Here is a 21538-nt window from a genome sequence, read left to right as displayed (position 1 = left end):
GGCTAATATATTTATATTTGTATGCAAATCAAAATCGTGTATTATTTTATGGTATTCCTCAAACGCCCGGCTTTCGCGCTGCTGTTCTGCGCCGTTCTTGCCTCCGGCTCCGCGACGGCTCAACGGCGCGGCGAATACGCTCTGCGTGCCGCGGCGACGCTCGACTCGCTCTATGCCTGCTATTCCGTTCCCGGGACCAAACTTCTCCGGGAGAATTATCCCGACGACGCTTCCTACAAAGCCACCTATCTCGCCGGGGAATCCGCGGGAAATCCGTTTTCCTACCTGTGGCCCTTTTCCGGGACGTTGTCGGCTGTCGTCGCGCTGGTCGAGACCGTGGGCTGGGAGGCGTACGGACCTCTGCTCGACACGGTGGTGCTGCCCGGACTGCGGGAATATGCCGACGACCGCCGCCGGCCTTTCGCCTATGCCTCCTATATCGCTTCGGCTCCGGTTTCGGACCGATTCTACGACGACAACATCTGGCTCGGCATCGACTTCACCGACCTCTACGCCGCTACCCGGCAGCAGCGTTTCCTCGACGAGGCGGAGCGCATCTGGCTTTTCATCGCCAGCGGAACCGACGACCGGCTCGGCGGAGGCATCTACTGGTGCGAGCAGAAAAAAGAGTCGAAAAACACCTGTTCCAATGCGCCGGGGGCTGTCTTTGCGCTGAAACTCTATCTGGCGACGGGCCGCGAGCACTACCTCGAACAGGGCCGCGCGCTTTACGAGTGGACGCGCCGGAAGCTCCTCGACTCCTCCGACAACCTCTATTTCGACCACATTTCGCTGAAAGGGCCGCTCAATAAGACCAAGTATTCGTACAACAGCGGCCAGATGATCCAGGCGGGTGCACTGCTCTACCGGATCACCGGCCGGAAACGCTACCTCTCCGAGGCGCAGGCGACCGCCGCGGCCTGCCTGACCCATTTCTTCCGGCCGGTCCGCAAACCCGGCGGCGGGTCCGTGCGGATACTGCGGCGCGACAAAATCTGGTTCGACGCCGTGATGCTGCGCGGATTCATCGAACTGTACCGCGAGGACGGCCGGGATGTCGGTCTGAATGCCTTCCGCGAAACGCTCGACCATGCGTGGTCCCATGCCCGCGACACCCGGGGGCTTCTGGCCGACTGGAGCGGCCGCGGCCGTGAGGGCCGCAAGTGGCTGCTTTCGCAGGCCGCGCTGGCCGAGATGCTGGCACGCATGGCGTCCGTCGCCGAATAAACCGACTTACCGAACTTTAAAATCATATTGAAAAGATGAAGAAAAACACAAAAGTCCGAATTTTTGCCTTTGCAGCTCTGCTGGGCTTGGGTGCACCCGCCGTCGCCTCTGCCGAACTGCTGATTGCCGCCGACGCCACCCGGGTTTCGGGCGTCGTTTCCGCCGACTACTCGAAGACGAACCGTCCCGCGTCTTCGGATCGGTTGTTCACCTCTGCCGCCGTCGAATCGGAGATCGCGCGCGTTAAGGGCGTCCTCACGAACCGCAAACTTGCGTGGATGTTCGAGAACTGCTTTCCCAATACGCTTGACACCACGGTCCGCTACCGCAAGGACGATAGCGGCCGTGACGACACGGTGGTCTATACGGGAGACATCCACGCGATGTGGCTCCGTGATTCGGGGGCGCAGGTGTGGCCCTACATCCAGCTTGCCAACAAGGACGAACACCTTCGGGGGATGCTTGCGGGCGTTATCCGGCGCCAGATGAAATGCATCGAGCTGGACCCGTATGCGAATGCCTTCCTGGACCCTTACGACCCGAACCCGGACCACCAGTGGATGAAGGACAAGACGAAGATGCGCCCGGAGCTTCATGAGCGCAAGTGGGAGATCGACTCGCTGTGCTACCCGCTGCGCTTGGCTTACGAGTACTGGAAGGTCACGGGCGACACTTCGGTCTTCGACGAGCACTGGCTGTCGGCGATGAAGAACATCCTTCGCACGTTCCGGGAACAGCAGCGCAAGGAGGGAGTAGGTCCGTATACGTTCCAGCGTAACACGACCCGTCAGCTGGATACGGTGTGCAACGACGGCAAGGGCAACCCGGTGAATCCTGTGGGCCTGATCGCCTCTGTTTTCCGTCCCTCGGACGACGCCACGACGTTCCTGTTCCTGGTTCCTTCGAACTTCATGGCCGTCACGTCGCTGCGCAAGGCTTCCGAAATCCTGACGAAGGTGAACAGGGAGAAGAAACTGGCCGCTGAATGTACGGCTCTTGCCGACGAGGTGGAGACGGCCCTTCAGAAATACGCCACGTACGACCACCCGGACTTCGGCCGGATCTACGCCTTCGAGGTGGACGGCTACGGGAACCGCTTTCTGATGGACGACGCGAACGTTCCGAGCCTGCTTGCGATGCCGTACCTGGGCGATGTGGACGTGAAGGACCCGATCTACCGAAATACGCGTCGTTTCGTTTGGAGCGAGTCGAATCCCTACTTCTTCCGGGGTTCGGCGGGCGAAGGCATCGGGGGACCTCATATCGGTTACGACATGATCTGGCCGATGAGCATCATGATGAAGGCCTTCACGTCGACGGACGACGCGGAGATCAAAAGATGTATCGAGATGCTTCTGACGACGGATGCGGGCACTGGCTTCATGCACGAGTCCTTTCACAAGAACGACCCTGCGAAGTTCACGCGTTCGTGGTTCGCGTGGCAGAACACGCTGTTCGGGGAACTGATCCTGAAATTGGTCAACGAAGGGAAGACCGGCCTGTTGAACAGCATTACGGTCGAGTAAGAGCCGATACGAATATAAATGGGGTTGCAGTAGTTGCAACCCCGTTTTGTTTTACAGGTTATGCGACAGCGGCGCGGGAACCGCTCCGCTCAAATCGTAGCAGCCCCAGCGGCAGGCGATCTCGTCGAGCGTCGCGAACAGCTCGGCGGTGTCGAGCGACGTCACGAGTTTCAGCCGTGTGGACTTGAAGTCGGGCAGCCCCTTGAAATAGTTGGTCATGTGGCGCCGCATTTCGAGGATTCCGACATGGTCTCCCTTGATTTCGAGCGATTTCTGCAAATGTTCCTTCGCGATGGCCACGCGTTCCGCGACCGACGGCTGCGGCAGCTCTTCGCCCGTGGCGAGGTAGTGCTTCACCTCGCGGAATATCCACGGCCGGCCGTAGGTCGCGCGGCCGATCATCACGCCGTCCACGCCGTAGCGGTCGAACATCTCCCGGGCTTTGGGACCCGAATCTATGTCGCCGTTGCCGATGATCGGAATGCGGATCTGCGGATTGTTCTTCACCTTTCCGATCAGCGTCCAGTCGGCCTCTCCGCGGTACATCTGCGCCCGCGTGCGGCCATGAATGGTGAGGGCCGCAATGCCCACATCCTGCAACCGCAGGGCTATCTCTTCGATGTTTTTCGACTCCTCGTCCCATCCCAGGCGGGTTTTCACCGTCACGGGCTTCTTCACGGCCTCGACGATCCGGCGCGTCATCTCGACCATCAGCGGCACGTCGCGCATCATCCCCGACCCGGCCCCGCGTCCGGCGATCTTTTTCACCGGGCATCCGAAATTGATGTCGATCACGTCGGGACCGGCCGCCTCGGCCATGCGTGCCGCCTCGACCATCGGTTCGATCAGGTGGCCGTACAGCTGAATGCCTACGGGGCGTTCGGCGTCGTCGATTTCGAGTTTCTTGAGCGATTTGGCCGCGTCGCGGATCAGTCCGTCCGACGAGATGAACTCCGTGTAGACCATGTCGGCGCCGAAGCGTTTGCACATGTAGCGGAACGACGGGTCGGTCACATCCTCCATCGGTGCGAGCAGCAGGGCGCGTTCGCCCAGTTCTATATTTGCGATCTTCATGACTGTTGTCTCTGGCTGACGAGGATTTTGTCGATGCGCGCGCCGTCCATGTCCACGATTTCGAACGTGAATCCGTTCCATTCCAGTTTCTCGCCCGTGGCGGGAATGTGTGCCAGCTGGTCGAGGATCAGGCCGCTGACCGTATTATAGGTATTGCAGGGCAGGTCGTTTTCCAGGCCGAACCAGTCGAGAAAGTCGTAGAAGGGACATTGCCCGTCGACCAGGCAGCTGCCGTCCTCGCGGCGTACGATGTCGGGTTCCTCGCGCGGGTCGGGCAGTTCGCCGACCAGGGCTTCGAAGATGTCGCGCAGGGTGATGATGCCGCGCGTCACGCCGAATTCGTCGCAGATGATGCCGTAGCCCAGCTGTTCCGTGCGCAGCTGTTCGAGGGCGTTGTAGACTTCGAATCCTTCGTGGAAGAATTTCGCCGGGACGACCAGCGTGCGCAGGTCGAATCCCTTGTCGTCCAGATGCAGGAAGAGGTCTTTGAGGTAGACCACGCCCAGCAGTTTGTCGAGACTTCCCTCGCCGACGGGGTAGCGGTTGTGGGGAGCGCGGGCCACCGCCTCGCGGATCTGCGCCGCATCGGCCGCCGCGTCGATCCATACCAGTTCGCTGCGGTGGGTCATGATCGACTCCACCGTGCGGTCGCCCAGCGAGAAGACGCGGCCCATGATCTCCTGCTCGACCGCCTGCACCTCGCCGTCCTCGGCTCCTTCCTGGATGATCGAGCGGATTTCCGCCTCGGTGACCTTGCTCTCGGCCTTGTGCAGCCCCAACAGGCGTGTGATGCCCGACGTGCTTTTGGAGAGCAGCCACACGAAGGGCGACGCCACGAGCGAAAGCGCCCGCATGGGGCGTGCTACGATCTTCGCGGCCCGTTCGGCGGCGTTCATGCCGATGCGTTTGGGGACCAGTTCGCCGAAGATGATCGTGAGGTAGGTGACCGCGATGACGATCGTGATCTGCGCCGTGACGGTCGCCGTGCGCAGCGGAATGCCCAGCCGGGCCAGCTCTCCGCCGAATTTCGCCGCCAGCGTGTCGCCGGAGTAGATACCCGTGAGAATGCCGATCAGGGTGATGCCGATCTGTACGGTCGAGAGGAACCGGTCGGGGTCTTTGGCCAGTTTCAGGGCCTGACGGGCGCCTGCGCTGCCTTGCCGGGCCTGCATCTCCAGATTCGAGCGGCGGGCCGAAATGAGTGCGATCTCCGACATGGCGAACAGCCCGTTGAGCAGGATCAGCAGCAGAATGACGAGAATTTCCATGGAATGTCTTGTCGGTTTGTGTCGCAAAGATAATGGATGTCGGGTTAAATCCAAAGAATATGGTCCCGCGGGAATTGCTTATTCGCCGAAAAACGCTAAATTTGCAGGCAAAATCTATTGGATATGAATATCGAAACCTTTATTTCGGATGCGGTCCGCCGGTCGGTGGAGACGCTTTACGGTGAGCTTGGCGACGAGCAGTTGCAGATTCAGAAGACCCGCAGGGAGTTCGAGGGCGACTATACCCTCGTAACCTTTCCGCTGCTCCGGCGAAGCCGCAAGTCGCCCGAAGCCACCGCGACCGAAATCGGCGAATACATGGCGGCCAACGTCCCCGAGATCGCGTCGTTCAACGTGATCAAAGGTTTCCTCAACCTTTCGCTCGACAGCGCGTTCTGGGCGGCCCGTTTCGCCGAGGTCGTCGCCGACGAACGTTTCGGGCAGGCTCCCGCGACGGGCCGTACCGTGATGGTCGAGTACTCGTCGCCCAACACCAACAAGCCGCTCCACCTGGGCCATATCCGCAACAATCTGCTGGGTTACTCCGTGGCGCAGATTCTCAAGGCCAACGGCCATACGGTCATCAAGGCCAACCTGGTGAACGACCGCGGCATCCACATCTGCAAGTCGATGCTGGCGTGGAAACTGTACGGAAACGGCGAAACCCCCGCCTCGTCGGGGATGAAGGGCGATCACCTCGTGGGCAAGTACTACGTGGAGTTCGACAAACACTACAAGGCGCAGATCAGGGAGCTGGTTGCGCAGGGACAGTCGGAGGACGAGGCCAAGAAAAACGCCCCGATCATGCTCCAGGCGCAGGAGATGCTGCGCAAGTGGGAGGCCCGTGACCCCGAGGTATACTCGCTCTGGGAGACGATGAACGGCTGGGTTTACGAGGGCTTCGACGTGACCTACAAGGCGTTGGGCGTCGATTTCGACAAGGTCTACTACGAGTCGCAGACCTACCTGCTGGGCAAGTCGCTCGTCGAGGAGGGCCTCAAGAAGGGTGTCTTCTACCGTCGTCCCGACAACTCGGTGTGGATCGATCTCACGGCCGACGGGCTGGACGAGAAGCTGCTGCTGCGCGGCGACGGCACGTCGGTCTACATGACGCAGGACCTCGGCACGGCCTTCCGCCGTTTCGAGGACAACCGCCTCGACGACATGATCTACGTCGTGGGCAACGAACAGAACTACCACTTCCAGGTGTTGAAACTGGTGCTCAAGAAACTGGGCTACGCCGACTGGAGCGACCATATCACCCACCTCTCCTACGGCATGGTGGAGCTTCCCGAGGGCAAGATGAAGTCGCGCGAGGGTACGGTGGTCGATGCCGACGACCTGATCGAAGGGATGGTCTCGACGGCCCGCGAGATGTCGGCCGAGCTGGGCAAACTCGACGGATGCTCGGAGGAGGAGGCCGGCGCCGTCTCGACGATGGTCGGACTGGGGGCGCTCAAATACTTCATCCTCAAGGTCGATCCCAAGAAAACGATGCTGTTCGATCCCCGCGAGTCGATTGACTTCAACGGCAATACGGGTCCTTTCATCCAATATACCCACGCGCGTATCCGGTCGGTGCTGCGCAAGGCCGCCGAGGCGGGCATCGACTTCAGTGGGGCCGCCACGGCGGACTACCTGCGCGAGGAGATCGACCTGGTGAAGTCGCTGACGGAGTATCCGTCGGTGGTTTGCGCCGCAGGTGAGAGTTTCGCGCCGTCGGTCGTCGGGGCCTATGTCTACGAACTGGCCAAGCAGTTCAACGGCTACTATCACGACCATTCGATCCTCAAGGAGGAGAACGCCGGGGTGCGCAAGATGCGCCTCCAACTGGCGCAGCAGGTCGCCCGCGTCATCAAGGAGGGTATGAAACTGCTGGGCATCGACGTTCCCGAACGGATGTAACGCATTCTGTGATAATGAAAAACGGAGGTTTCGGCGAAGCTTCCGTTTTTTCGTGCCGTTAGCGTGGTACGAATCTTGCGAGAGACGAGGGCGTTAACTAACACTATTTTAGCGTGAAAACATTTGTATCAACTTTCGCTCTTTCTCTCGCGTTGTGTGCCGCTGCCGGAGCGACGGCCCAAACCAAGAGTGCGGTTCCGGCGCCTGCGGCCGATACCGTATTGCTGTCGGAGACCACCGACGGAGACTACATCGTACGCAGGTTCATCGTCAAAAGCCGCGGCGACGCCGACTATTCGATCCGCTACCAGATCAATCTGGCGACGCTCAACGCCACGCTCAACGGCAATTCGCAGGAGCTGGACGGACTCAACGCCTTTGCGGGCAACCTCGCGAAGGACACGCTCCGGCAGGTCTGCGCCGTGACGATCACGGGCTATTCGTCTCCCGACGGCCCGCTGAAATTCAATGAAGCGCTGGCTGCCAAGCGGGCTAACGATTTCAAGGCTTATGTGGATAAGAAGTACGATTTCTCGAAAAAGTACGACGTGACGGTGAATTCCGTCGCCGAGGACTGGGAGACGTGCCGCGCGCTGGTCGCACAGTCGTCGATGCCCGACCGGCAGTCCGTGCTGAATGTCATCGACGGCAAGCAGTCGCCCGACCAAAAGGAGATGGCGCTCAAGAAGATGCCCGCCGCATGGAACTACTTGAAAAAGAACGTTCTGCCGAAACTGCGCCGCGTCGAACTGACGATCGGTTACGGTGCGGGCAATATCGTCGAGCAGCGCACGATGATCCCCAAGCCCAAACCGGCTCCGCAGCCGCAGCCCGCACAACCCGCTGAACCGTATGTGGTTGTCGACGAGCAGGTGAACGGAATCATCGTCGAGATGCCCGACGAGCACGAATACAAGAAGGAGATGCGCGAGGAGTCCCGGGAGGTGAAGAAGGAGGCGAGGGCCGCCGAGAAACTCGCCAAAAAAGAGGCCCGCGAAGCACAGAAGATAGTCCGCCAGCAGGAGAAGGCCGCCAAAAAGATTGCAAAGAAGGAGGCCAAGGCCGCCAAGAAAGCCGAGAAGGCCGCCAAAAAAACCTACAAGGAGCTCGAAAAAATGTAATGAGAAAAGATTCCGGAAATCCGGAATCTTTTTTTGTCCGCCGCTCGCCCTCGGAATTATTTCCCGGGGCGGCAGTCCGAAAATGTTTGATAATCCGAAACGTTTTATTACCTTTGTCAGAGCAAAAATTTTAAAACCGACTGAATATGGCAAATTTACGGAACCTGAAGAAGGAGATTGACTACCGCCTTGAGGAGGTTGTTTTCGACTGCGATATGGCTATCTGTTTCCAGCCTTCGAAAGAGAAGGAAATTTTCGAGGTGATGCAGGAGGCCGTCGGCGTTCGCAACGACCTGTTCGCCAAAGCGATGAATCCTGCCGAGCCGCACAATCCGTCGCTTGTCCGCAAGCATTACGCCGCCCTGCGCGCCGAGATGGACGACGTTTTCGGCAAACTTTTCGAAAAGTTGAGCAAGATCAACGAACAGAAATAGGGTAGTCCCCTTCGTCGAAAAACCACGGAGCGCCTCATACGGGGCTCTCCGTTCGTTTTATTCGTGGTCGCGGCAACAGTCGCCGGGATGGTGCTCCAGTACGGTGTGGGGGATATGCCCGTGCGATACCAGCTGGATCGGGCAGTCGTAGTTGCGCAGCTGCTCCTCGGTCAGTATGTTCGAGCGGTGGCGGTGAACCTGCCGGTTGACACAGACGATCTCCTTCACGATGCTGGTGATCGTGCCGATGTCGTGCGACACCATGACGATCGCCATGCGGGCGTTCAGTTCATGCAGCGTGCGGTAAAGCTCCTTCTCGAATTTGTTGTCCACGAAATTCGCGGGTTCGTCCAGGATCAGCAGTTTCGGGTCCGAGATCACGGCCCGGGCCAGTAGCGCCCGCTGCATCTGCCCGCCCGACACCTCGCCGATGGGGCTGCGGGCCGTGTCGGCGATTCCCGATGCCGCAAGCAGTTCCATTGCCCTGGCACGGTCCTCTTTTGTGTAGCGGGTGCGGAATCCGCGGCGGCCCTGCAATCCCGACAGCACGACTTCGAGCACCGAGATCGGGAATGCGCGGTCGAAATCCGAAATCTGCGGCATGTAGCCGATCAGCCGTTCCTTCCCGCGGAACAGCTCCGGGGCGAGAGTCAGCTTTCCGGTGTGGGGGACGGTTCCCAGGATGGCCTTCACGAGCGTCGTTTTCCCGCCGCCGTTGGGACCTATGACCCCCAGGAAATCGTGGTCCGCAATCTCCAGGTCGACGTGCCGGAGGGCCTCGTAGCCGTCGTATGCGACACTTACGTCGCGCAGCGTTACCAGATTCATTTTGCCGTGATTGAATCGGTCATTGCGTCGATTGCGCCGATGGCGTCTTCGTCCAGCGGGTCGATCTCCACGTATTCGGCGTCGATGTCGCGGGCGATGATCTCCACGGTCGATGCCGGGAACTGGTTCTGGTAGAAAATCCGCCGCATGCCGTCCTCGCGGGCCTGCCGGATAACCGCCGTCAGCTGTTTGGCCGACGGTTCCTTGCCGTCGGCTTCGATGGCCACCTGCCGCAGTCCGTAATCGCGTGCGTAGTAGGTGAGTGCGGGATGGTAGACGATGAAGTACTTCACGCCGCTCCGGGCGATCTTCTCCGCCGTGCGGATGTCCAGTTCCTTGAGCGTGCTGCGCAGCCGGTTGTAGCCGGCCTCGTATTTCACCGAGTCGGGATAGGCGTTGCGAATTGCCTCGTAGGCGTTTGCGGCCATCGTTTGCAGGGCTTTGGGCGAGGTCCAGACGTGGGGGTCTACACCGTGGGCATGCCCGTGGTCGTGTCCGTGGTGGCCGTGCGAGCAGGAGCCTGCGATCAGGTCGATACCGCGGCTCAAGTTCACGACTTTCGCCTGATCCCCGACTTTGCCCAGCAGGGTGGTTTCGAAGTCGATCAATCCCACGTTGAAAATGAGCTGTGCCTTGTTCAGCTCCACGAACTGCCGGGGCGTCGGCTCGAACGTCTCGGGACTTGCTCCGGGCGGCACGAGCACCTCGATTTTGAAATCGTCGCCGACAATCCCCTCCACGATGCTGCGCAGCGGGGGGATCGAGACGTAAAACGTATTTTCCCCGGCGGGTTGTTCCGGCGTGCAGGCCGCGAGCAGCAGTGCTGCCAGTAAGTATGCCGATAATTTACGCATTGCAATCTATGGTTTATGGTTTTATGCGGTAGGGTAGTCCTCCAAGCCGCTTTTCTTGTCATTATATGAATATACAAAAATAATAAAAATACCCGTAGTAATCGGCTTTTATGTTCCAGTTTTGTCGTTTCGGCCGAAATGTCTATCTTTGGCCCCGATTAAAAGCCCCCCCCCGTATGCCGATAAACAATCCGAAAGAGGTTCTCGCCCTGGTGGAGAGGGCCGCCTCCGACAAGATTTCGCTTCCCGTTCGCAAAATATTGATTTTATCGTTTTTAGCAGGCGCTTATATTTCCATGGGAGGCTTGTTTTCCATCGTGATAGGGTATGGCTTTCCGTCGATGGCCCTGGCTCCGGGATTGCAGCGCCTGCTCTCCGGTCTCGTCTTCCCGCTGGGACTTATGCTGGTAGTTTTCGCGGGAGCGGAACTCTTTACGGGCAATAATGCCGTGCTGGTTCCCGGTGCGTTGGGACGACGTTACGGATGGCGTAAAGTACTGGAAAATTGGATGCTGGTGTATATTGGCAATTTTGTCGGATCGCTGTTTTTCGCCTGTTTCCTCGTGAAACTTCCCGGGATGCTCTCTGCCGAAGCGTGGCGTTCGGCGGCCGTCGGTGTTGCCGAGGCAAAGGTCTCGATGCCGTGGCTGACCGTGTTCCTGCGTGGCATCGGCGCCAACTGGCTGGTGTGCCTGGCCGTGTGGCTGGGGTTGAGTGCCAACGATGTCGCGGGCCGGCTGCTGGGATTATTCTTTCCGATAATGTGTTTTGTGGCAATCGGTTATGAACACAGCGTGGCCAATATGTTTTTCATTCCGCTGGGTATGATGCACGGTGCATCGGTCACCGTGTCCGATAATTAATATATAGCGGCCATAATTTAACATAATAGCAATATTAATTCAAACTTGGACTTTGCACATTGTGTGCCGGAAGATCCGCAATCGAGAAAGCATCCCTTAAATCGGGATGCTTTCTCGATTGCGGCTGGTCGAACGATTTGCCGGACGATTCGGTTTCTTCGTCCGAATCGGTAGCCTTCGATGGCGGATGACGAGGCCGGGGACTTTCTGCTGCCGCCGCCGGTTTGATTCTGAATTGAATTCTTTTTGGATTTGTGCTTCCGAGGGAGAATTTTATCTTCCCGTGCGTGCAATATTCGTAAAAATATTCCGGGCGATGGATTTTAACGCTTTGTCGGCGTGAAGCTCTCGAAGGTAAGGTCGTCGTACAATATTACGATCCGCCGGACAGCGGCGTCTGTCCGTGTACCGGAAAACGGAGCGGCTATCTGGGGAGCGGAATTTTCGGGTGCTGCTGGAGTCGGCTCCTGATGCGGCGGGTTGGATGGCGTGTTCCGGACCGGACCGAACAACCCGTCGGAGATCGACGATTCGGACGCAGCAGCCGATGCGGATTGTTCGGACTTGCTGTCGCGATACATTTTGTCCGAGTCGAGCAGCAGCCAGTCGGGATTGATCCGCGGGAACCTCCGGAGAATCTTCTGCAACAAATCGAAGCCCGGTTTGTTCCGTCCGGCGAGAATATGGGAAATTCCCGCCGGATTGATTTCGAGCAGTTCCGCAAGCTGGCTCGGCTTCAATCCTTCGCTTTTCATCAAATCGAGCAATTTTTCCCTCATCAGCGTAATTTTTTACAAATATAAAGTTTTTTCTTTTGTAAAGCAAGTAAAATCTACATTTGTAAAATGTTAATAAGTGTCGATAAAGTTTACAAGTGTAAATAGATTAATATGGTTAAATTTATATACAAGCTATTTGGTAAAGCATCATTTTAGGTAAATAGTATTAAATTGATGGCTTTTATGTGATTATGATATTAATTCTCGGCGTTGCGCGTATGTAGCATGAGATTATCTAATTCAATGCCATATAACCGAATCATTGCTTTATGTAATATGTGTAAATATCTGATTATTAATGCGTGATTTTTGAAATGTTTAATGCTTTAATAACCTCCTGGCTGTCCCAAGGGAAGAGTTTATAGGGATGTTGAGTGCTGGTTACAATTGTAACTATCAACAGCTATACGCAACAAAGGTTTGTTACAAATGTAATTACATATGGAAATAGCATGACCGCTGTTCATTTACATTTGCAAATAAGCTACCCTATTCTGCAAAAATGAATGCATTTTCAAGCTATTTCCAAACCCTTATCCGATGTTTTAGTAACTTCTCCGGATTTCGTATATATTATGTTAAATAAAAGAGAGCCGGATAGTGTTAATAACCCACTATCCGGCTTAAATACAGCTTATTATATAATTGTAAACAGTCTTCTATTTCGAGAGTTTATCGGCGATTTCGCGGAACTCTTCCGGCGTCAATTTGAGCTTTTCACGGTGGAAATCCACGTCGTTTTCGCTCTGGATGGGGATCAGATGGATGTGTGCATGGGGTACTTCAAGCCCTAAAACGACGACTGCGACCCTTGCGCACGCTATTTCCCGCTTGATTTTGGCTGCGACCTCCTTGGTGAAGAGCATCATGCCCGCCAGCGTTCGATCGTCGAGGTCGAAAATATAGTCCACCTCCTTTTTGGGTACGACCAGCGTATGGCCTTTCGTCAGCGGATTGATGTCGAGAAATGCGTAGTAGTCCTCGTTTTCGGCTACTTTGTACGAGGGTATCTCCCCTGCGATGATGCGTGAAAAAATGGTTGCCATATCCTTTTGTTTTTAGGTATTCCTCTATTCTGTGGCAGAATCGCCGGACACTGGCTCCTCCGCATCCCTGCCTGCGGCGATCCGCTTGTTGCGGATCAATTCCCGGATGGCCATACCTGCGTTGATGACGATCATCAGCAGCAGCAGGCTGTCTGTGAATGTGAACTTGTCCGGTTCCGCAAAAAGCCCGAAAATCGCCCATGCCGTGAATAACGCTCCCCAGAACCAAAGCGCTCTGCGCTGCATTCGGATTGTTTTCGCGGCTTCCCGCCGACGGTATTCGGCCAGCCATTTTTCCGGGTCCCAAGCGGCGGCCCGCCAACGCATCTCTTCGGGCGTCAGGGGGCGTTCGCTTTCGTTTTTTGGCATGTTATTCTTCGAATTTGGGCTTCAGGATCTCCGAATAGATGACTGCCTGCCGAAGGTCGAATTCCCCGGTCAGGGACGTGGCTGCCGTATCCGGCACATCGTTCGTGAGTGAATGCGCGGCGATTTCGTCATTCCCGGCGTCGTTCACGAGCCGGTTGACGGTCTGATGGCGTAAATGCCCCGTCTCGGCGGCTTTCGGCATCGTATATTCCGGCGCGTATTCCTCGGCCGGAATCTCCTCCAGACTCTGGCATTCGTCCGGAAAAACGGGTGCAACGGGCTGCGGCGCAGGGCGTGGGGCCGGTTCGGCCGCCGGGTGTGCCTGCGAGGGCCACGCCTCTTCGTGGCCGGGGGCGTGGGCGCCCTTTCCGCGGGCCTTGCGCGATTGCGATACGACGTTGAATACCATCGCTCCGGCGATGATTACGACCCATATTACCGTTGCAAAATCCTCCATGACCTTAACTCAATGTTCGTTTGACACTCTCTATACCCTTTATCTTGCGCAGTTTGTCCATCACGGCGTGAAGGCTTTCCGCGTCCTTCACGTAGAGGCTGACGCTGCCTTCGAAGATGCCGTCGTGGCTGTGGATGTTCACTTCGCGGATATTGATGTTGAAATCGGCGCTCACGACCTTCGCCAGGTCGAGAAGAATGCCCTGCCGGTCGATGCCGCGCAGTTCCGTGGTCACCAGGTATGACATGGCCTTGTGCTGCGACCATTTGATCTCCTCCTTGACGATGTTGCGGCCGAACTGCGTCGCAAGACGGTTCAGCTCGTCGCACGTGGCCTTGTGTACGACGATGTTCCCCGTGGCGGGGTCGCGGTACCCTACCACCTTGTCGCCCGGAATGGGCTTGCAGCACTCTGCGATCTCGAACTGCGGTTCCGTGGCCGGAGCCTCCTCCGCCGGGGCGATTTCGCCCGGAATCGCGGTGTCGTCCGCCTCGTCCTCCTTCTTCTGGGGGATGAAGAGGGTCCAGAATTTGAGTATTTTGCTCTTGGAGTTGACCTTGAGGGCTTTGTCCAGGTTGTCGAGCGAGACGATTCCCGCCCCGATCTTGCTGTATAGCTCCTCCTTGTTCTTGCTGTCGTAAATGGGCGTGATCTTGCGCAGCACGCGGCCGCTCAGCTTGACGTTCAGCGACTTCATCTTATCGTCGAGCATCTGCATGCCCCGTTCGATGTTGTTCTGCCGCTCGCGTTTGAGGAAACTCTTGATCGACTGTTTGGCCTTGGCTGTGGTAACCGTTTCGAGCCATTCGGGCTTGGGACGGGCATTGTCGGCCGTGATGATCTCGATCTGGTCGCCGCTGTTGATCTGCGTGGTGATCGGTTCGAGTTTGTGGTTGATCTTGGCGCTGATGGCGCTGTTCCCGATCTTCGAGTGGATGTCGTACGCAAAGTCGAGGGCCGTGGCTCCGAACGGCATTTTTCGGGCCTCGCCCTTGGGTGTAAACACCACTATTTCCGATGTATACAGCGATAACTTAAAGTTGTCCAGGAAGTCCACGGCGTTTTCCGTCGGGCTGTTCAGCGCCGCGCGTATCTGTTTCAGCCACTTGTCGAACTCGTCCTCGTCCTGCGAAATGGTCGCATGCTTGTATTTCCAGTGGGCGGCGAACCCGCGTTCGGCGATGTCCTCCATGCGCTGCGTGCGGATCTGCACCTCGACCCATACTCCGTCGGGGCCCATCACGGTCGAATGCAGCGCCTCGTAGCCGTTGGCCTTGGGCATCGAAATCCAGTCCCGCAGCCGGTCGGGCTTGGGGGTGTAGATGTCGGTGATCGTGGAGTAAATCTGCCAGCACTGGGTTTTTTCCGAGGGGAACGGCAGCGGCTTGAAGACGATGCGGATGGCGAACAGGTCGTAAATCTCCTCGAAGGGGATCTGCTTGCGCTGCATCTTGCTCCAGATCGAGTAGACGCTTTTCACGCGTCCCGAAATTTCGTAGTTGATGTTGTCGCGGTTGAGCGAGGCGATGATCGGGGCGTTGAACTTGTCGATGAACTCCCGGCGCGAAGCTTCGCTCTCCTGCAGTTTCTGCGTGATTTCGGCATATTGCTGCGGGAAGCGGTACTTCATGCAGAGGTCCTCCAGTTCGCTCTTGATCGAGTAGAGTCCCAGCCGGTAGGCCAGCGGCGCGAAGAGGTAGATCGTCTCGCCCGTGATCTTGATCTGCTTGTTCATCGGCATCGCGCCCAGCGTGCGCATGTTGTGCAGGCGGTCGGCGATCTTTATCAGAATTACCCGCACATCGTCGGAGAGCGTGAGGAGCACTTTGCGAAAATATTCGGCCTGCTCGGAGGTGTCGGCGTTGAACACGCCCGACATCTTCGTCAGTCCGTCGACCATCGAGGCGATTTTCGGCCCGAAAATGCGTTCCATGTCCTCCACGGAGTATTCCGTGTCCTCCACGACGTCGTGCAGCAGCGCCGCGACGACCGATTTCACGCCCAGCCCGATCTCCTCGATGACGATCTTGGCTACTGCAATAGGATGCAGGAGGTACGGCTCGCCGGAGCGGCGCCTTACCCCCTCGTGTGCCTCCTTGGCCAGGAAAAATGCACGTTTGATGAAGTTCCAGTCCTCGTCGTTCTTACAGATCTTGGTGCACGAGAGGAGCAGGTCGTCCCATTTCTCCTTTATAAGGTCTTCATCCTCGGCAGTATATCCCATAGACTATTCCTTTTTGGTGGTCTTCATGGCCTCGCGGACCTTGGCCTCGATCTCGTTGCGCAGCTCCTCGTCGTTTTTCAGCAGCTCCTTGACGGCGTCGCGTCCCTGTCCGATCTTGCGGTCGCCGTAGGAGAACCACGATCCGGCCTTCTTGACCACGCCGTAATCGACGCCCAGGTCGACGATCTCGCCGATCTTCGAGATGCCCTCGCCGAACATGATGTCGAACTCCGCGCGTTTGAACGGGGGCGCCACCTTGTTCTTCACGACCTTGACCTTCGTGCGGGTTCCCAGCTGGTCCTCGCCGTCCTTGATGACCGACATGCGGCGGATGTCGATGCGCACCGAAGCGTAGAATTTCAGCGCGTTGCCTCCCGTGGTGGTCTCGGGGTTGCCGTAGACCACGCCGATCTTGTCGCGCAGCTGGTTGATGAAGATGCAGACGGTCTTGGTCTTCGAAATGCTCGACGTGAGTTTGCGCAGGGCCTGCGACATCAGCCGGGCCTGGAGGCCCATCTTCGAGTCGCCCATCTCGCCCTCGATCTCGGCCTTGGGCGTCAGTGCCGCCACGGAGTCGATGACGATGATGTCGATGGCGCTCGAACGGATCAGCGAGTCGGCGATTTCGAGCGCCTGCTCGCCGTTGTCGGGCTGCGAAATGAGCAGGTTGTCGACATCCACGCCCAGTTTCTGTGCGTAGAAACTGTCGAAGGCGTGCTCGGCGTCGATGAATGCCGCGATGCCGCCGGCCTTCTGCGCCTCGGCGATGGCGTGGATCGCCAGCGTGGTCTTACCCGACGACTCGGGACCGTAGATCTCCACGACGCGGCCCTTGGGATAGCCCCCTACGCCGAGCGCCATGTCGAGCGTGATCGAACCCGTCGGGATAACCGGAATGTCGTTCACTTCGGTGCTGTTCATGCGCATGATCGAGCCTTTGCCGAAGTCCTTCTCTATTTTCTGCATCACCGCGTCCAGCACCTTGAGCTTGTCCGCGTTTACCTGTACTTTTTCTGCCATATTGCGTTTTTGTTTTTTTTTACTGTTTGTAGGAATCAATGATCTGTTGGTAGTGGTTCTTGGTGTCCACCTTGGTGAAAATCTTCTCGATGCGCCCTTGGGCGTCGATCACGAACGTCGTGCGCAGCACACCCATGTACTTGCGGCCGTACATCGACTTTTCGGCCCACACGCCGTAGGCTTCGCACACCGAGTGGTCGGTGTCTGCGAGCAGCGTGAAATTCAGCTCGTGCTTGTCGCAGAAGCTGCGGTGCGACTTCTCGCTGTCGGGGCTTACGCCGACGATGCGGAATCCCATCCGTGTCAGTTCGGCCTTGCCGTCGCGCAGGCTTTTGGCTTCGAGCGTACAGCCCGAGGTGTTGTCCTTGGGATAAAAATAAAGTATCGTGCGCTGTCCTCGCAGATCGGCAAGCGTCAGAGGCTCACCGTCTTGGGTCGTGGACTTGAAATCGGGGGCCATCTCCCCCGCCTGCAGCTGTGTCATAGCGTTTTCCGAAAAAGAGATTATTTTCTCAAAGGTATGAATTTTCCGGCGATTTCCATGCTTCCCGGGCGACTTTTTTGCGGCCTAATCCCATTGATAGGTCACTTCGATCTGCTCGTTGAACTCCTCCTGCGTGGTGTTGAGCCGGTGCAGGCAGGCAGGACACCGGATGGCCGTTTCGGTCTCGACGTATTCGCCGCACCCGACGCACATCGGCAGCAGGCCGTAGCCCGGCTGCATGGAGTGCTCGAACTGCGCTCCGCAGTGCTTGCACCTGATTTTGTAAGCTGTTCCCATTGTCTTCTTGTTTTTGGTTCACGCTACAAAGGAACGGCTTGCGAGTGACAGGTTGTGACACTACATTAAAATAGTGAAAAAACATACCCGCCGTCGGTCGACGGCGGGTTGTTCGGCTAATGGTGGTGTTCGGCCTCCATGGCCTCTTGCCGGGTCTTGTGGACCGTGCCGTGGGGATGTTCCGCCGGAGCGTAAATCGAATAGATTTTCAGCGGTTTGTCGCCCGTGTTGACGATGTTGTGCCACTTTCCGGCCGGAACCAGGATCGCGTAGTCGTCCGAGACCTCGCGCACGAAGTCGAGGTTGTCCCCGCTGTCGCCCATCATCACGCGCGCCGTGCCCTCCTCCACGCGCAGGAACTGGTCGATGCCGTGGTGTTGCTCCAGCCCCACGTCGCCGCCGACGGGAATCGCCATCAGCGTCACCTGCAAGTTGTCGCCGGTCCACAATGCGGTCCGGAAATTCTCGTTCGCGAGCGTGTGGCTTTCGATGTTCAGCACCGTAGGTTCGGCACCGTGATCTTTCAGCGAGACGGGTTCGGCGGGAGTTTTTTCCTGCGTGGCCGGGGCTTGCCGGCAGCAGGATGCGGCGGCGAGTGCCAGGCACAGTACGGTGGCTGTCAGAAGGTGATTTCGTTTCATATCGTTTGCTTTTAATGTTTGCGGTAATATAGTGAAAAATTTACATTTTCGGGGCGTTCGCCACAATATATTCGCGGATATAGCTCGTCAGTTCGGGGGAATCGACGATGCGGATGTCGTCCAGCAGTCCCACGACGAAGCGTCCCACCCCGGCCATTCCGGCCACCTCCGTGTCGAGCGACCAGCGTCCCCGTCCCAGCGGCTTCACGTCGCGTTCGGCCAGCGGATACTCCTCGCACAGCAGGTTGTAGGCCAGCATTCCCAGCTCCAGCCGCACGCGGCGGCGCGTTCCGCCGTGCATGCGGAAGGCGTCGATGAATCCCTCGCTGTGGGCTTCTTTGTGCTCCCACGCCGTGCCGGACAGCTCCACGGAGCCGATGCGCGATGTCTTGAAGAGTTTGTTGGTGTGGCTTTCGAGGTCGTAGCACCACACCTGCACGTAGTTGGTCGTGAAGGCGAAAGGCTCTACCCTGCGGTCGCGGACCCCGCCTCCGTGGGCCGATTGGTAGCCGTGCAGCACGGCCTGCCGCTCCTGCTCGATGGATTCGATCAGCCGCCGGATGTTCGGGGCGTTCTTGCCCCGCACGACGGTGTCGGCCAGCGTCTTGTTGTCGTAGACGGAGTAGAGCTTGCGCTTGAGGTTCTGCTTCAGCAGGTTGGTGTCGTCGATGTTCTCGATGGCGTTTTTCAGGATCACGGCCTCCTCCTCGGTGAAGTGCACCAGCTGCGAGATGTCGCGGAAGTGCGGCGACTCCTTGTCGAGACGGATGCAGTCGCCCGATTTCTTGATCACGAACCCCGCTTCGCGGAAGGTGTCGATATACCGGTAGACCGTGCGGCGCGACATCGCGAGCCGTTCGGCCAGCTGGTCGACGTTGTAGGTGGTGTTTGCCGTCAGCAGCTTCATCAGCCGCAGCAGGCGTTCGAGTTTGGGCTGGTCCATGATTATTCGGTAGCAGACGGCTGTTCGCCGTGCAGAGGTCGTAAATTAGCCATGAGAAAATCGGATGTTCTGTTTATGAAGTCATCGAATGCAATCAGCATCGGGTCTTCCTTTCCGCCGTGAGCGGCATTCTCGACAATCATCAACTCTTTGGGAGTCGTTTCGGGTATATTGCCAGCATCGCCATTGCATATGATTATGGTCGGGCGCTTTGCCCCATCCGGTGCTTCGTAGGTTCGGCGGTTTTCGTTCGGATTCCGCAGCTCGCTTTCGGACGGCGGGTTTTGTGCAGGGAAAAACCAGGTTTCGATTTTGTAGCCGTCGTTTGCGATAACTTCTAAATTTCTATATATCAGCCCTATGCTTTCCGGCTTCCTGATATATACGGTATCCGGAATAATTGCATGGCAGTTTGCGATTCCCGAAAATGAAGCAATCAAGAGAATGACGAATGATTTCATACTGTTTTTTACAAATATACGAAAAAACCGTGACATTGTCTGTCACGGTCCTCTGTTTGTGGTTACGGTATGTGCACCCGGTTCGGGCGTTGATTGCCATTTTTCGGAGACGATTCCGCCCTCGGCCCTGCCCCTGCCCTTTCTTTTCGTCTTGCCGGGCTACTGTGCAAGCGCCTTGTCGCCCCGCCCCGGTCTCCTGCCGGATTATTGGGCGAGCACCTTTTTTTCGATCTCCTCGACCTGGCGGCGGAACGCCTTGTCGGTCTCGATGAGGTTCGTCACGGCCTTGCACGAGTGGAGCACTGTGGCGTGGTTGCGGCCTCCGATGGCCGACCCGATCGTGGTGAGCGGCGCCTTGGTGTGCTGCTTGGCCAGGTACATGGCGATCTGCCGGGCCTGGGCGATTTCGCGCGTGCGCTCCGTGGAGTTGAAGCGTGCGAAGTCCAGATTGAGGTATTCGCACACGACCTCGATGATGTGGTCGATGGTGATTTCCTTCTGGTAGAGTTTTACGTAAACCTTCAGAATCTCCTTGGCCAGCGACGTGGTGATCTTGCGTCCGAGGAACGAGGCGTTGGCCACCAGCGACGACAATGCGCCTTCGATTTCCCGCACGTTGGCCGAGATGTTGTCCGCGAGGTACGCCACCACGTCGTCCGTGATCTGCGCCCCGAGTTTCTGCGCCTTGGCGCGGATGATCTTGAGCTTCGTGTCGTAGTCCGGCGTGTTGAGCTGGGCCGACAGTCCCCATTTGAAACGGGTCAGCAGTCGCTGCTCGATGTCCTTCAGTTCCACGGGCGGCTTGTCCGACGTGAGAATCAGCTGTTTGCCCGCCAGTTGCAGGTGGTTGAAGATGTTGAAGAAGGCGTTCTGCGTACCCGTCTTTCCCGTCAGTTCCTGGATGTCGTCGATGATCAGCACGTCGATCATCTGGTAGAAATGGATGAAGTCGGGAATCTCGCCGTTCTTGTAGGCCGTCTGGAACTGTGCCTGGAACTTGTTCATCGAGACGTACAGCACCTGCAGCTCCGGATGGCGCTGGCGCACCTCATGGCCGATCGACTGCACGATGTGGGTCTTTCCCAGCCCCGAATCTCCATATATATAGAGGGGATTGAAGGGGTTGTTGCCCGGGTTCACCGCCACGGACATGCCCGCCGAGCGGGCCAGCCGGTTGCATTCGCCCTCGATGAAAGTCGCGAACGTGAGGTTCGGGTTCAGCTGCGGGTCGATAATTATCTTCTTGAGTCCCGGAATTACGAAGGGATTCTTTATATTTGCGGTGTTGGTCTGCGTGTTGAAGCGCGAGATGGCCGTCGTGTCGGAATCCGCCGCCACGGGGACCGCGGGGGCTGTTGTGCGGGGCACGGCGTAGTGGAGACGCGTCTGCTGCCCGTAGAGCTGCGAGATGATCGGCTTGAGGAACGGGATATAGTTCTTCTCGATCTGGCGGACGTAACTTTCATTGGGAACCCTCAAGCGAAGCGTCGTGCCGTCGAATTCGAGCGGGACGATGGGCTGAAACCACTTTTCGAACTCCTCGGCGGAGGTCCGGGCCTTGATCTGGTCCAAGCAGTGTTGCCACATATCGCTATATGTCCGTGTGTTGTTTAACATGACAGAGGGTTGCACTATTTTTGATGTGACAAAGTTGTGAATAATTTTGCAAAAAGATTTTCGATTTTATGTTGCAGTTCTCCTTTTTTTGTATATAGAA

Annotated in this window: 22 protein-coding genes; 6 read left to right on the top strand and 16 right to left on the bottom strand. The window is 57.4% G+C overall.

Features of this window, described 5'->3' with window-relative positions:
• Positions 1 to 48 precede the first annotated feature (48 nt).
• Positions 49 to 1227, top strand: a complete 1179-nt coding sequence (locus ACGHP5_RS00110) for a glycoside hydrolase family 76 protein (RefSeq protein WP_390567756.1) — start codon at positions 49 to 51, stop codon at positions 1225 to 1227.
• A 35-nt stretch (positions 1228 to 1262) separates the two neighbouring features.
• A complete protein-coding gene (locus tag ACGHP5_RS00105; protein WP_337756056.1) occupies positions 1263 to 2753 on the top strand; it encodes a glycoside hydrolase family 125 protein in 1491 nt (496 codons plus the stop codon).
• Positions 2754 to 2804: 51 nt separating this feature from the next.
• On the opposite strand, the gene dusB is transcribed toward ACGHP5_RS00105, so the two are convergent.
• Both dusB and ACGHP5_RS00095 read right to left on the bottom strand, forming a co-directional pair.
• Positions 2805 to 3827, bottom strand: coding sequence for a tRNA dihydrouridine synthase DusB (dusB, locus tag ACGHP5_RS00100; RefSeq protein WP_390567754.1), 1023 nt, complete (start codon positions 3825 to 3827; stop codon positions 2805 to 2807).
• Complete coding sequence (locus ACGHP5_RS00095) at positions 3824 to 5095, bottom strand: hemolysin family protein (protein WP_390567752.1); 1272 nt, start codon at positions 5093 to 5095, stop codon at positions 3824 to 3826. Before ACGHP5_RS00095 ends, dusB begins: the two co-directional genes overlap by 4 nt.
• Before the next feature lie 123 nt (positions 5096 to 5218).
• Between ACGHP5_RS00095 and argS the strand changes: the two genes are divergently transcribed.
• The 3 genes from argS (at position 5219) to ACGHP5_RS00080 (ending at position 8555) form a co-directional block, all read left to right on the top strand.
• Positions 5219 to 7000, top strand: a complete 1782-nt coding sequence (argS, locus tag ACGHP5_RS00090; protein WP_390567750.1) for an arginine--tRNA ligase — start codon at positions 5219 to 5221, stop codon at positions 6998 to 7000.
• 113 nt (positions 7001 to 7113) lie between these two features.
• Entirely contained in the window at positions 7114 to 8121 is a 1008-nt protein-coding gene (locus ACGHP5_RS00085; protein WP_295900903.1) for a hypothetical protein, read from the top strand.
• Between the two features lie 146 nt (positions 8122 to 8267).
• The gene (locus ACGHP5_RS00080) at positions 8268 to 8555 is read left to right on the top strand and encodes a hypothetical protein (protein ID WP_022062441.1); all 288 of its coding nucleotides are present in this window, start codon (positions 8268 to 8270) and stop codon (positions 8553 to 8555) included.
• A 57-nt stretch (positions 8556 to 8612) separates the two neighbouring features.
• On the opposite strand, the gene ACGHP5_RS00075 is transcribed toward ACGHP5_RS00080, so the two are convergent.
• Positions 8613 to 9383, bottom strand: a complete 771-nt coding sequence (locus ACGHP5_RS00075) for a metal ABC transporter ATP-binding protein (protein WP_390567746.1) — start codon at positions 9381 to 9383, stop codon at positions 8613 to 8615.
• Positions 9380 to 10237 carry a metal ABC transporter solute-binding protein, Zn/Mn family gene (locus tag ACGHP5_RS00070; RefSeq protein ID WP_390567744.1) on the bottom strand — a complete coding sequence of 286 codons (858 nt, stop codon included), beginning with the start codon at positions 10235 to 10237 and terminating at the stop codon, positions 9380 to 9382. Before ACGHP5_RS00070 ends, ACGHP5_RS00075 begins: the two co-directional genes overlap by 4 nt.
• 176 nt (positions 10238 to 10413) lie before the next feature.
• On the opposite strand from ACGHP5_RS00070, the gene ACGHP5_RS00065 reads away from it, so the two are divergent.
• The gene (locus ACGHP5_RS00065; protein WP_390567742.1) at positions 10414 to 11100 is read left to right on the top strand and encodes a formate/nitrite transporter family protein; all 687 of its coding nucleotides are present in this window, start codon (positions 10414 to 10416) and stop codon (positions 11098 to 11100) included.
• A 323-nt stretch (positions 11101 to 11423) separates the two neighbouring features.
• Here ACGHP5_RS00065 and ACGHP5_RS00060 read toward each other — a convergent pair whose 3' ends face one another.
• From ACGHP5_RS00060 to dnaA, 12 genes are all read right to left on the bottom strand, one after another.
• On the bottom strand, positions 11424 to 11879 hold the full coding sequence (locus ACGHP5_RS00060; RefSeq protein WP_295900889.1) for a helix-turn-helix transcriptional regulator: 456 nt from the start codon (positions 11877 to 11879) through the stop codon (positions 11424 to 11426).
• A gap of 659 nt (positions 11880 to 12538) precedes the next feature.
• Positions 12539 to 12925: an HIT family protein gene (locus tag ACGHP5_RS00055; protein ID WP_390567740.1), complete on the bottom strand. Its 387-nt coding sequence runs from the start codon at positions 12923 to 12925 to the stop codon at positions 12539 to 12541.
• A gap of 24 nt (positions 12926 to 12949) precedes the next feature.
• Positions 12950 to 13294 (bottom strand): hypothetical protein, encoded by a 345-nt coding sequence (locus ACGHP5_RS00050; protein ID WP_390567738.1) that lies wholly within the window; start codon positions 13292 to 13294, stop codon positions 12950 to 12952.
• Position 13295: 1 nt separating this feature from the next.
• Positions 13296 to 13751, bottom strand: coding sequence for a hypothetical protein (locus ACGHP5_RS00045; RefSeq protein ID WP_337757355.1), 456 nt, complete (start codon positions 13749 to 13751; stop codon positions 13296 to 13298).
• 4 nt (positions 13752 to 13755) lie between these two features.
• The gene (locus ACGHP5_RS00040) at positions 13756 to 15975 is read right to left on the bottom strand and encodes a bifunctional (p)ppGpp synthetase/guanosine-3',5'-bis(diphosphate) 3'-pyrophosphohydrolase (RefSeq protein ID WP_290532012.1); all 2220 of its coding nucleotides are present in this window, start codon (positions 15973 to 15975) and stop codon (positions 13756 to 13758) included.
• A gap of 3 nt (positions 15976 to 15978) precedes the next feature.
• On the bottom strand, positions 15979 to 16995 hold the full coding sequence (recA, locus tag ACGHP5_RS00035; protein ID WP_290532011.1) for a recombinase RecA: 1017 nt from the start codon (positions 16993 to 16995) through the stop codon (positions 15979 to 15981).
• A gap of 19 nt (positions 16996 to 17014) precedes the next feature.
• Complete coding sequence (gene bcp, locus ACGHP5_RS00030) at positions 17015 to 17479, bottom strand: thioredoxin-dependent thiol peroxidase (RefSeq protein ID WP_290532010.1); 465 nt, start codon at positions 17477 to 17479, stop codon at positions 17015 to 17017.
• 84 nt (positions 17480 to 17563) lie between these two features.
• Positions 17564 to 17776 carry a hypothetical protein gene (locus ACGHP5_RS00025; protein ID WP_290532009.1) on the bottom strand — a complete coding sequence of 71 codons (213 nt, stop codon included), beginning with the start codon at positions 17774 to 17776 and terminating at the stop codon, positions 17564 to 17566.
• Positions 17777 to 17892: 116 nt separating this feature from the next.
• Positions 17893 to 18417, bottom strand: a complete 525-nt coding sequence (locus ACGHP5_RS00020) for a cupin domain-containing protein (protein ID WP_290532008.1) — start codon at positions 18415 to 18417, stop codon at positions 17893 to 17895.
• Between the two features lie 40 nt (positions 18418 to 18457).
• On the bottom strand, positions 18458 to 19360 hold the full coding sequence (locus ACGHP5_RS00015) for a helix-turn-helix transcriptional regulator (RefSeq protein WP_390567734.1): 903 nt from the start codon (positions 19358 to 19360) through the stop codon (positions 18458 to 18460).
• A 2-nt stretch (positions 19361 to 19362) separates the two neighbouring features.
• Positions 19363 to 19821 (bottom strand): hypothetical protein, encoded by a 459-nt coding sequence (locus ACGHP5_RS00010; protein WP_390567732.1) that lies wholly within the window; start codon positions 19819 to 19821, stop codon positions 19363 to 19365.
• Between the two features lie 204 nt (positions 19822 to 20025).
• Positions 20026 to 21438, bottom strand: coding sequence for a chromosomal replication initiator protein DnaA (gene dnaA / locus ACGHP5_RS00005; RefSeq protein ID WP_290532005.1), 1413 nt, complete (start codon positions 21436 to 21438; stop codon positions 20026 to 20028).
• Positions 21439 to 21538: the final 100 nt, after the last annotated feature.

Source organism: Alistipes sp. i18-0019-D1, assembly GCF_042852885.1.
GTDB lineage: Bacteria > Bacteroidota > Bacteroidia > Bacteroidales > Rikenellaceae > Alistipes.
Note: the sequence above shows the minus strand (reverse complement) of the source record. Positions and strands in the feature narration are given on the sequence as shown.